At 43.8% G+C, this 11350-nt stretch carries 11 protein-coding genes; 2 read left to right on the top strand and 9 right to left on the bottom strand.

The annotated features are described in order from the left end of the window. The coding region (gene ilvN / locus ACTXGO_RS05515; RefSeq protein ID WP_443573632.1) for an acetolactate synthase small subunit at window positions 1-455 on the bottom strand (455 nt) is incomplete at its 3' end. Continuing rightward, entirely contained in the window at window positions 455-2167 is a 1713-nt protein-coding gene (locus tag ACTXGO_RS05510) for an acetolactate synthase 3 large subunit (protein WP_435951014.1), read from the bottom strand. The genes ilvN and ACTXGO_RS05510, both read right to left, overlap by 1 nt. Before the next feature lie 895 nt (window positions 2168-3062). Between ACTXGO_RS05510 and ACTXGO_RS05505 the strand changes: the two genes are divergently transcribed. Further along, on the top strand, window positions 3063-3563 hold the full coding sequence (locus ACTXGO_RS05505; RefSeq protein ID WP_317200629.1) for a DUF4124 domain-containing protein: 501 nt from the start codon (window positions 3063-3065) through the stop codon (window positions 3561-3563). 42 nt (window positions 3564-3605) lie between these two features. On the opposite strand, the gene ACTXGO_RS05500 is transcribed toward ACTXGO_RS05505, so the two are convergent. After that, window positions 3606-5336, bottom strand: coding sequence for an NAD(P)H-hydrate dehydratase (locus ACTXGO_RS05500; protein ID WP_443573630.1), 1731 nt, complete (start codon window positions 5334-5336; stop codon window positions 3606-3608). Between the two features lie 93 nt (window positions 5337-5429). Between ACTXGO_RS05500 and queG the strand changes: the two genes are divergently transcribed. After that, window positions 5430-6638 carry a tRNA epoxyqueuosine(34) reductase QueG gene (gene queG / locus ACTXGO_RS05495; RefSeq protein ID WP_443573628.1) on the top strand — a complete coding sequence of 403 codons (1209 nt, stop codon included), beginning with the start codon at window positions 5430-5432 and terminating at the stop codon, window positions 6636-6638. A gap of 79 nt (window positions 6639-6717) precedes the next feature. Here the strand turns inward: queG and lysM are convergent, their stop codons facing one another. The 6 genes from lysM to ACTXGO_RS05465 all read right to left on the bottom strand — a co-directional run bounded on the left by lysM (window position 6718) and on the right by ACTXGO_RS05465 (window position 11069). Further along, window positions 6718-7227: a peptidoglycan-binding protein LysM gene (gene lysM, locus ACTXGO_RS05490; protein ID WP_317200626.1), complete on the bottom strand. Its 510-nt coding sequence runs from the start codon at window positions 7225-7227 to the stop codon at window positions 6718-6720. 247 nt (window positions 7228-7474) lie between these two features. Next, on the bottom strand, window positions 7475-7711 hold the full coding sequence (gene acpP, locus ACTXGO_RS05485) for an acyl carrier protein (protein ID WP_317200625.1): 237 nt from the start codon (window positions 7709-7711) through the stop codon (window positions 7475-7477). A gap of 179 nt (window positions 7712-7890) precedes the next feature. Then, complete coding sequence (gene fabG, locus ACTXGO_RS05480; protein WP_317200624.1) at window positions 7891-8619, bottom strand: 3-oxoacyl-ACP reductase FabG; 729 nt, start codon at window positions 8617-8619, stop codon at window positions 7891-7893. Continuing rightward, on the bottom strand, window positions 8616-9584 hold the full coding sequence (fabD, locus tag ACTXGO_RS05475; protein ID WP_443573626.1) for an ACP S-malonyltransferase: 969 nt from the start codon (window positions 9582-9584) through the stop codon (window positions 8616-8618). The genes fabG and fabD overlap by 4 nt, the downstream gene beginning before the upstream one ends. A 411-nt stretch (window positions 9585-9995) precedes the next feature. Then, window positions 9996-10178: a 50S ribosomal protein L32 gene (gene rpmF / locus ACTXGO_RS05470; protein ID WP_010196743.1), complete on the bottom strand. Its 183-nt coding sequence runs from the start codon at window positions 10176-10178 to the stop codon at window positions 9996-9998. Between the two features lie 312 nt (window positions 10179-10490). After that, window positions 10491-11069, bottom strand: coding sequence for a YceD family protein (locus ACTXGO_RS05465; protein WP_317200622.1), 579 nt, complete (start codon window positions 11067-11069; stop codon window positions 10491-10493). Between the last annotated feature and the right edge of the window lie 281 nt (window positions 11070-11350).

The following is an 11350-nucleotide window of genomic DNA, read 5'->3' as shown; positions in this document are numbered from 1 at the left end:
CCCGAGCGTACCACTTCTAGCACGCGTTCACGTCCAATAGTATCGATAAAACCGTCAAGTTTGGCCGTATCACCTACGATTTGAATCGTGTACAGGTTAGCGTTCACATCGACGATCTGAGCGCGGAATATATCAGCGCTACGTTTGATCTCTTCGCGAACATTGCCCGTCGCACGTACCTTTATCAGCATAAGCTCACGCTCAACGTGAACGGTATCTGATAGATTAAGCACTTTAACCACTTCGATCAATTTATGCAATTGTTTGGTGATTTGCTCAACTCGCTCAGGAGAGGTAATGGTCGTTAGCGTCAAACGCGAGATGCTGGGGTCGTCAGTTGGGGCAACGTTTAGGGTTTCGATATTGTAGCCGCGCTGGGAGAACAAGCCGACCAAGCGCGACAACGAACCCGCTTCGTTTTCCATTAATACCGAAATCAGATGTGGTTGTTGCATTAAGTACGCTCCCCTTTTGTTAGCCACATATCACGCATAGTCTGTCCTGCAATTTGCATCGGATACACATGCTCATTACGATCGACATAGACATCGATAAATACCAGTCTATCTTTCATTGCCATCGCTTCTTCTATTTGCGCCTCCATCGTTTCAGGATCAGTGATCTTGATGCCGACGTGACCATAGCTCTCAGCAAGCTTGACAAAATCTGGTAGCGAGTCCATATAAGACTGGGCATGGCGACCTTCATAAAGCATATCTTGCCACTGCTTCACCATACCTAACTGCGCATTATTAATGTTCAAGATTTTGACAGGCAGATTATACTGTAAGCAAGTTGATAGCTCCTGAATATTCATCTGAATAGAGCCCTCGCCTGTGATACAGACGACGTCACGATCAGGATTAGCAAGCTTGGCCGCCATTGCATATGGCAAGCCCACACCCATAGTACCGAGGCCACCAGAGTTCAACCACTGACCTGGCTCAAGATACGTATAATAAAGCGCGGCAAACATCTGATGCTGACCGACATCACTTGTAATGATAGCGTTACTGTTAGTCACTTTATCTAGTGCTTGTACAACGCTCTGCGGCTTGATACCGTTTTCTGTGCTGGTGTCATAGCGCAAACCATGGCGCTTGCGCCACTCATTAATTTGCGACCACCAGTCTAGTAGAGCATGTTGATCAAGCTGCTTGTCATCACCGATACTATCGAGCATATCTGTTAGTACCGACTTAACGTCGCCTACAATTGGGATATGAGCAAAGATGGTCTTTGAGATAGACGCCGGATCTATATCGATATGGATAATGGTGGCGTTAGGACAGAACTTTTTGACATTGTTGGTGACGCGATCATCAAAACGCGCACCGACTGCCAAAATAACGTCTGCATGATGCATGCTCGTATTGGCCTCGTAAGTACCATGCATACCTAACATACCCAAAAATTGACGGTCCGAACCTGGGAACGTACCCAAACCCATCAAGGTATTAGTCACAGGTAAGTTCAAACGATGCGCAAGCTCAGTCAGCTCCGCGTGTGCTTTGCTCCAGATAACGCCGCCACCTGCATAAACTACAGGACGTTTTGCCGCAAGCAAAGTCTCAACCGCTTTTTTGATCTGCCCGCTATGACCCTTGATTGACGGCTGATACGAGCGCATAAAGACGTCTTTTGGATATTCATAAGCATACTTTTCGCTCGGCGCGGTCATATCTTTTGGTACGTCTATGACGACAGGACCTGGGCGGCCTGTCTGCGCGATATAAAATGCTTTTTTGACGATCATAGGGATTTCGCTGGCATGACGCACCTGAAAGCTATGTTTGACGATAGGGCGTGATACCCCAATCATGTCGGTCTCTTGAAAGGCATCTTCGCCGATCAGGCTACTTGGCACCTGACCTGAGATCACAACCATAGGTACTGAGTCCATAAACGCAGTAGCGATAGCCGTTACTGTGTTGGTGGCTCCTGGGCCTGAAGTTGCAAGTACGACGCCAGTATTACCAGTCACTCGAGAGTAAGCATCGGCCATATGACCTGCTGCTTGCTCATGACGCACAAGGATGTGCTCAATGGTTTCTTGTTGAAATAGGGCATCATAAATATGAAGAACCGCACCGCCTGGATAGCCAAAAATGTACTTGACTCCTTCATCGGTCAAAGACTGCACCAAAATCTCAGCCCCAGAGAGCATTACAGGCTCTTGGCCTTCAGCAATGCGTTGCTGCTTTTCTTCAAAGTTCTTGGCGGCATTAGCCGTTTGCGTGTGCCCGGTCATATTCGGACTTTGCGTGGTTTGCGTCACTGTCATCACCTTTTGTTCGGCGCAGACTTACTACTTAATCATAAAAACAACCACGCCTAAATGCGGCCATTCGTACTCAAAAATAATGAGTCTTTGTCTATATAAAGAATAGATATTTGCTATGTCAAAACATCATCACTAAAAAAACTGTCATTAAGACAATGATGTTTGAGCACAGTAAATTTTAGGATCAGTGTTGAAGCAGCGGATTATCGGTATACAGTGACAAGATGCTAGGCATCTATAAAAGAGGCTTATTATTTATGTTGCGCATAGTAGTGACAACTGCACTGATAAAAACAGGATCAGCAGTTATGCTAATACTACAATACAAAACACTTTTATCAGCAGGCATTACTGTGACAGTACGCTGTATTGTACTTGCCATCCATGCAAACATCGCGTTTGATGTTTATAAATAATAAGTTTATCTTAGTCATTGTAGACAGATAAGTCCGGAGACGATGTATATAACAAACATATCATCATCACAAAGAAGAAAAAACCACATAAGCTACCGATAAGTAACTTGTGGTCTTTGTCCTCAAGTGCCACGGCAATAAAGTAAAAGCCGCTCACTGACCAATCAACTGCTAATATTTTCAATGGTTCAAGCGCTATTGTCAAGAAAAACTTCTAACACTTGCGTCTAACTATTGGTTATTATAGCAAGGATATCTGTATCGACAGTCTGTTGGCATAGAACACCGTCATAACCTACTCATTAATATAGATATAAACGCTTCAAACTACATCTCTTCAAACTATATAAAGGATCGTTGCTATGGCAAATGTGCCTACCACTATTGCGACTAAGCTATTTGTAATACTCGCTATGCTCTGTGCTTTGCTGCTATCTACGAGCATGACTCACGCTGTGCAAGTTTATAAGTCGATTGGTGCATATGGTGAAGTCAAGTACAGTCAGCACGCGCCGCAAAATGGCAAAAATATTGAAGTTATCGAATTTCGTAGTGATGGTCGACAAAATAATGCTGGTCAAATGGCGGGCAAAACCAATAGCGAGCAAAACAATAGTGCCCCAGATGCAGAGCAGCAGCGCGTGGCGCAGCTAGAGGCGCGTATAGAGGAGCAAGAAGCTCAAGCGAATGCTCAGCGCTGTCAGTCACTGCGTAATAACCTGACCAATCTAAACGTTGGTGGTCGCATCTATGAAATGGATACTAATGGCGAGCGTCGCTACTTGGATGGGCGCGAAATTGAACTTAAACGTGAACGCGTGCAACAAGCTATTAGTCAGTATTGTACGGGCGCTACGGTATAATGTACCTAATAGACATTATTAGGTAGATTATACTCTTGGATTTTAACGAGTCAAAGTGTGTATTACATGACGAATGGCTGCTGGCATATCTTGAGCCTGTAGCCCTCGCTCACCAATTAGCAGTGCATCATTAGAGAATAATTCATTCACGAGTACATCACCTGCACTACCATGAATAAGTACAGCTTGGCGCAGATGCTGTGAGAGTTTTGACAAATCTTGCTGTGCTAACAAGCCTGCTGCGACTCCTGATAAGACATCTCCCATACCTGCTGAGGCCATACCTGCGTTGCCAGTTGTACAGACATAGATCTGCTCATCCTCTAAAACCATAGACCCTGCTCCCTTGAGCACCCAATCACCGCCATAAATACTCGCGGCTTGTTTGATCGCAGCTAGTCTATTGCTCTCTACCTCTTTTACGTCTTTGTCCAATAACCGCGCCATCTCACCACTATGCGGCGTTAGGCAAACCTTGTGAGCCGTACTATAACGGCGCAGCTGCGCGATTAGCTCATGGTTATCAGCTTGTAGCGATGCTAGATGGTACAGACCATCAGCATCAATCACTATTGGGATATCTTGCGACATTGTGGTTTGTAAATAATATATGAATAAATCTTCTGCTTTTTTATCTCGGCCTAGCCCCATACCTATGGCTAGAACGCTGGCATCATTAATTAACGATTCAGCGCTATTCTTATCATGTAAATCAAGCGTCATCGCATCAGGCAACGAGGTTAATAGCGCACCATGAAAAGCGCTATGACAAGCAACGGTTATCTTGCCTGCGCCTGTTGCCATAGTGCTAGCGGCAGATAGTATCGCGGCCCCGCCCATACCCTGTGAGCCATCAATACGGTTACCGCCAACGATTAACACATGACCATAGCTGCCCTTATAGCTGTTTTGACGGCGCTTAGAGACCTTATATGGTCGGGTAAGCATAAGAGCGGCGGGCTCAATGTCTGCATAAGGAATAAGCGGTATATCAAACACTGTTCCGCTGTGATCCATACCATCTTTGATATGTAGGCCAAGCTTACGGGCGATCAAGCACAATGTCACGTCTGCCTCGATCGCACACCTGTCAAAGACTTGCCCAGTTGAGGCGATTAGTCCACTTGGGATATCAATAGCTATGCTTAAAGCATGATAGTGTCTTGAGTAGTGATTAAAGGCTTGAATAGCTCGTTTGTAGACACCTGCAGGCGCGCGATCTAAACCTATGGCAAACAGAGCATCGATATATACATCGGCCTCTGCCCTATAGTGCTTTGAGTGACTGATGTCTTTAAAGCCATTATTTTTAGAGCCACTATCTTCAAAACGCACTGTTTCGATATCACTGTCCATAGTGATCTGGCGCGCTTTTATTGCGTCAGTCATGGATACTATGGTGTTACTATCAACAGCTAAATTATCCATATCTAAACCAACCGTAATGACTCGTACTTGCCAGTCTGCTTGTTTTAGATAGTGCGCGACAAGCCAGCCATCGCCGCCGTTATTGCCTTTGCCAACCCAAATAATAGCGCTGGGCTGATGATTCTCCTCATGACAGACTGTCTTGCTAGCCGCATCAGTACTACGATATTTTTGCTCATAAAGCGTTCTGATATGCTGCGCTACTTGCCAAGCAGCTTGTTGCATTAGGGCGAAGCTGTCATAACCTTGGGCAAACCAAGCCTTTTCCATAGCATAAATTTGCTCACTACTGTAAAGAGCGACTGGCATTGTGTTTTTGGATAACGAACTTAGTAAGTCTGACATGACTGACTCTCTGCGTTAATTATATTTTTTAGACTTGCGCTTAGGACTTATAAGCTTATCATATAAGTATCTTAGCCAACATCTAGCCCGTTTATGACTCATAATATTCAGTCCACTCAAAAATCAGCGATAAGCCATAGTAAATTACCATCAAACGCCGTCGAGATCGATAACGTCAACAACATAGACACGTTTGCATCCGCTGCTGAGGTTAAGGAATGGATCAAAGCACAAGCAAAGTCTCTCGGTTTTGCTGATTGTGGTTTTTTGTCTGTACACCATCCTTTGTTTGCCGAGCAAATAGAGCAGCTACAACGCTGGCTGGATAAAGGCTATGAGGGTCAGCTCAATTTTATGCACAACAATCATGAGCTGCGCGCGCATCCTGAGCAGTTAGTAGCAGGGGCTAAAACTATTATCAGCGTGCGTATGGATTACCTCACTCAAGTACCGACGCCGCGTACTATCGCCGACAACCAATACCCCAATCAAGGCATTATTGCCCGCTATGCGCGCGGGCGCGATTACCATAAGACCATGCGCTCTCGCCTGAAACAATTAGCGCTACAGATTGAGGCGATGCTCCCTGAGTGGCAACATTTAGATATTGGCAATACATCAAATTTTATCTTTCGTCCCTTTAGCGACTCAGCACCGATATTTGAGCGCCCTATTGCCGATGCAGCAGGTCTTGGCTGGACAGGTAAGCACACCTTACTACTCAATAAGCAAGCAGGCTCTTTTTTTGTGTTGGGCGAGCTGTTTATCAGTCTAAAGCTACCTGACGACAAGCCCGTAGAGGCTCACTGCGGCAGTTGCCATGCTTGTATAGATATCTGTCCCACTCAAGCTATCGTCGCGCCTTATGAGCTTAATGCGGCAGCCTGCATCTCTTATTTAACCATTGAGCACAAGGGATCTATAGACATCAAGTATAGACGCGCTATAGGCAACCGCGTCTTTGGCTGTGATGATTGTCAACTGATCTGCCCTTGGAACCGCTACGCTAAAGTCACAGACGTCGAGGACTTTGCCCCTCGTCATCATTTAGATAACAGCAGCTTGCTCGATCTTTGGCGATGGACGGAAAACGACTTTTTGAATAATACTCAAGGCAGTCCGCTTAGACGTACAGGCTACGTCAACTTTTTACGCAATATCGCTATCGGCTTAGGTAATGCAATTGCTAGTACTAAGGTAATAGTCGAGCTTGAAGCAAAGTTGAGCGTTCACGATGAGATGCTGGACGAGCATATTAATTGGGCAATAAAGGAGCAGCAAGGTAGACTGACAGAGTCTTAGTCAAGTACAAAAAACGCCCCTCATATAAGGAGCGTCATGACAAATATATAGCATTTGCGATTAGAAAATTCTGATCACTTTATGGCTTAGGAATACGTAACACTTGACCTGGATAAATCTTATCTGGATCAGAAAGCATAGGTTTGTTAGCCTCAAATATCTTCATATAGTCGCTTGATGAACCGTAAACGTTTTGGGCAATTTTAGACAAGCTATCACCAGACTCTACGGTATACATAGTAGATTCAGGCGCGTCTTCTTCGATGTTGATATTATCGATCACTTTTGCGACGTTCTGTACGTTACCAATAGCGATAATAGCTTTTTCGCGATCAGCTTGAGTTTTGGCATCACCACTGATCTCAGCGGTATCTGTTGAGCCATTGTATTTGACTTTTAGATTACTGATATTGAGGTTTTGCTGCTGAATGCGGCGTAACAATAAGCTCGCTACAGATTGAGCCGATGGCTCACTCGATTTGACTTGCGTATTAGCATCAGCTTTGGTTTCAGTCTTAGCATCATGCTTGTCATCATCACGGTTAAAAATTTTGTCACCTATATCCTTTGCGAAACTGAACATTCCCATATTATTGCTCCTTCACTATTGTTATTAACGTTTTTTGTTTGCGCTATCGAGTATAGCAAAACACATCGCTTTGCCAAGTAAAGGTATGTTGAATAATGTTAGTCTCGCGTAGAGACGCTATATTCGAGCATAAGTATTTAAGTACAAGTATTTAAACACAAGTATTCAAGCACAAAAGTTTAGGTACAAAAAAACCGCTTACCTAGATAGATAAGCGGTCAATCAACTAATAATGACGGTTTGTCAGTTATAGCTGAGCTTGTACATAATCAATTGCTTTTTGTACAGTAGTCAATTCTGCTGAATCTTCATCTGGAATAGTGATACCAAAATCACTCTCAAACGACATAACCAACTCAACCAAATCTAACGAATCAGCACCTAAGTCTTCCATGAAGGCTGCATCGTTATTCACGTCTTCAACGTTCATACCTAGCTGTTCAGCTACTGCAGATTTTACTCTTAATTCAACATCATTACTCATATAGATCTCTCCCTTTTTGTCTATCATTTTTTAAGATTGATAAAGCGTTATTTTATATACTATCCAATAAAACCTCATTATCATACAAGGTTTTGACATAAAAGTATGCGTTATTATAACACCATTTATTAGAGTTTACACTCGTTCACACAGTATTTTATTATCAGTGTGTAACGATGCTACATATACATACCACCATTGACTGGAATGACCGCACCTGTAATATAACTGGCCTCGTCACTAGCTAAAAACGAGACTGCAGCAGCGATGTCTTCTGGTTGACCTAAGCGGCTAATAGGTACGGCATCTAGCATAGAATTAAGCAGACGCTCATCAAGCTCATCCGTCATATCTGTTTCAATCAAACCTGGTGCGACGCAATTGATAGTCACTTGGCGTGAGCCAATTTCACGGGCTAATGTGCGGCTAAAGCCTTCAAGACCTGCTTTGGTCGCTGCATAATTGGACTGACCTGCATTGCCCATCTTGGCAACAACGGAGCTGATATTAATAATACGGCCGCGGCGAGCTTTCATCATGCCGCGAATCGCGCGTTTGCTCATACGGTACACCGAAGATAGATTAGTATCGATGACGTCATCCCAGTCTTCATCTTTCATACGCATGAGTAGACCGTCTTTGGTGATACCCGCATTATTTACCAGTACTTGTACGGCCCCATAGACGCTCTCAATCTCTTCAAAGAGCTTATTGATTTGTTCGGTATCACGCACGTCCAGCACGCGTCCAATACCGCCTGTATCGTGTAGATATTCATCAATAAGCTCAGCGCCTTTTTCAGTAGTCGCTGTGCCAATGACAAAATGCCCTTCTTTAGCAAAACGTTTGGCAACAGCTTTGCCAATACCGCGACTTGCGCCCGTTACTAGGGTAATTGTACGGCTCATGATAGCACCTCCATTAACTTATCCAAACGAGCAAGCTTGTCAGTAGGATAGCTTGTAATAGGCTCTGCTTGGCGCTTAGCTAGATTACTCAAAACATTACCGCTACCGCATTCGATCAATATACCGATTTGTTTGTCTGCCATCTCTTGCATCGTTTTGGACCAAAGGACAGGTTCACTCAATTGTTCTGTCAATGCCTGCTTGATACCTAGTGCGCTACTCTCAACGCGGGCATGACGATTTTGAATAACTGGAATAGCGGCCTGCTCAAATTCGATATTATCCAACGCCTCAGCGAGCGCTCGACTAGCAGGATGCATAAGTGCACAGTGCGAAGGCACGCTAACCTTTAGAGGTATGGCTTTTTTACCTGTGTTTTGGACTTTATCTATGACAGCGTTTACGCCAATAGCATTACCAGATACCACGACTTGACCTGGGCTGTTGAAGTTAGCCGCACCGACGATAGCGCCATCAACGTGCTCGGTCGCCTGCTCGCACAAGGTTTCAACTCGTGCATCCTCAAGACCTAGCACGGCTGCCATAGCCGTATCGATACCGACTACCGCCTCTTGCATAAACTGCCCACGCTTATGTACTAACTTGACAGCATCAGCAAAACTGATCACGCCAGCTGCACATAGCGCACTATACTCTCCAAGTGAATGTCCAGCTAAGTAACACGGCGTCTTGGTTAACTTATCTTGTAAAATACGCCAAATTGCGATGCTAGCCGTTAAAAGTGCCGGCTGAGTGTACTGAGTCTGGTTGAGTCGCTCTTCGTCTTGGCATATTGCCCACAAGTCTTCGCCAAGTACCGCACTTGCTTCGGCAAAAGTATCTTTGATCTGAGGGTAATGCTCGGCAAGCTCTGAGGTCATAGCGACCGTTTGCGAGCCTTGTCCTGGAAAAATAACAGCGATACGCGTAGGCGGCGTTTTTGTTGAATCGGGTGCTACTGCCATAACCCATATTCCTTATATTGTTGAATAATTCCCTAAAAGCGAGCGCTTATTTATATTCTATTATTATTAATTTATCAGTAAATGGTAGGTACTAGCTATCGTCTATGTATTTGTAATCATCGTAATAGGTTATCTAGTCTTTGCAACTAAGAAGTCTATACAACAAAATTCTACTGATATAGTAAGCCTAAATGACTCAGACTGTCAAAGGTTAGAAAATTAACCTTTACTACTGCAATAACAGAAAGCTGCAATAACAAAAAGCCAAGTTATCTGCATGCCTAATATATGACAGCGAATAACTTGGCTCTTGCTACAAAAATACTTAAGCGCTCATAATCCTTTGACGAATAATACCTATACTTATCAAATCACGGATAAACATATCTATTAGTCTTAGGACTACTTCATTTAAGCATCTTGACTGACTTTGAACAACTGACGACCACGATAAAAACCGTCTTTGGTCATGTGATGACGACGATGCTTTTCACCAGTGGTAGCATCTACGCTTAATTCAGCCACTTCCATACGGTGGTGTGAACGGCGCATGTCACGACGCGAACGGCTTTTACGACTTTTTTGAACAGCCATGATGTAGCTCCTATACTTAAGGGAATAAACTTAAAATTCAGTTTTAACCGATACAGGTTTAGGTGTATTGATAACCACTTAAACCTTATGCATCGTTAAATTAACGAGTTTGCCAATTGCTTTAAAGCTCTGACTAAATCCAAACCAAACGAGCGGTTTGTCTCGTTGAGGCTTTAAGCAAGCGGCACGTTGCCAGAATGCAATAAACCGGACATTATACGCATGTTTGACGTATTAATAAAGCCTTGGTTTTGTAGTTCGTTTTAGGACATTTTGCACTAGGGCGCGTTGCTTCTACAACTTACTATTTAATTATAACTTACCCTTTAGTGAGGCAAGCGCAGCGAATGGGTTTTCGTTTTCTTCTTCTGGAATATCACCAACTTGCGAGGTCGCCATTTCACAATCCTCATGCTTTGGCGATAAAGGGGCTTTGAGTAATATCTCATCTTCAATCAGTTTTTTTAGAGGCAGTAAGCGCTCAGGTGACTGCTCTGTTACGATCTCATCTAGCAATAAGTAATCTTGTTCTTCATCGATCAGACTCTCTTGACTATCATCATCTAACAAAGCAATGTCATAATCGTCTGATAAGTCAATAGCAACCGGCTGTAGGCAGCGCTGACAAGTCAGCCAGACCTCTCCTGCCAAAGTAAAAGCCAAATGCAGTACATTGCTACGTCGATATAACTTGGCATCTAGCTGTAACTGTGGCTGCTCGTGCTCTGTTGTGAGTACGTCTTTGAGACGAGCAAAAGTATGCGGTGCCAACAGGCCTGACCATTCAAAACCAGTGTCTTCCCACTTATTTAATGAGATATTATCAGGTAAAATGCTTGATGGTGCCTTTTGAGTATCGCTGTTAGACGCTGTGGCTGAAGTGCTCGACATACGCGGCCTCTCAATATAAATGGTGTATAATATTGCCTGCCATACTAACGCAAAGCCCTATATGACGCTAGCGCTAGTATGTTACGATTTTTACTACTTTTTATATGCACTTTCGCCTTAAACCTATACCTAAACCAGCCGTTGTCTTATGACTTATAACATGACTATTCATGATTTTTCAGCTTTATTAACTGCTACTGACGCTCTGTCTTTAATGAATGAACTCAAGTCTTATATACAGTCATATGATTCTCCATCAATCCTCACTGATATTCATTCAT

Source organism: Psychrobacter sp. T6-1, from assembly GCF_052258445.1.
The sequence above is the reverse complement of the archived record's forward strand: the minus strand, read 5'-3'. Positions and strand labels throughout refer to the sequence as shown.

Coding starts and splice junctions, on each gene's coding strand:
- ACTXGO_RS05510 (WP_435951014.1), bottom strand. CDS start 2,167: ATGCTCTCTGGGGCTGAGATTTTGGTGCAGTCTTTGACCGATGAAGGA.
- ACTXGO_RS05505 (WP_317200629.1), top strand. CDS start 3,063: ATGGCAAATGTGCCTACCACTATTGCGACTAAGCTATTTGTAATACTC.
- ACTXGO_RS05500 (WP_443573630.1), bottom strand. CDS start 5,336: ATGTCAGACTTACTAAGTTCGTTATCCAAAAACACAATGCCAGTCGCT.
- queG (WP_443573628.1), top strand. CDS start 5,430: ATGACTCATAATATTCAGTCCACTCAAAAATCAGCGATAAGCCATAGT.
- lysM (WP_317200626.1), bottom strand. CDS start 7,227: ATGGGAATGTTCAGTTTCGCAAAGGATATAGGTGACAAAATTTTTAAC.
- acpP (WP_317200625.1), bottom strand. CDS start 7,711: ATGAGTAATGATGTTGAATTAAGAGTAAAATCTGCAGTAGCTGAACAG.
- fabG (WP_317200624.1), bottom strand. CDS start 8,619: ATGAGCCGTACAATTACCCTAGTAACGGGCGCAAGTCGCGGTATTGGC.
- fabD (WP_443573626.1), bottom strand. CDS start 9,584: ATGGCAGTAGCACCCGATTCAACAAAAACGCCGCCTACGCGTATCGCT.
- rpmF (WP_010196743.1), bottom strand. CDS start 10,178: ATGGCTGTTCAAAAAAGTCGTAAAAGCCGTTCGCGTCGTGACATGCGC.
- ACTXGO_RS05465 (WP_317200622.1), bottom strand. CDS start 11,069: ATGTCGAGCACTTCAGCCACAGCGTCTAACAGCGATACTCAAAAGGCA.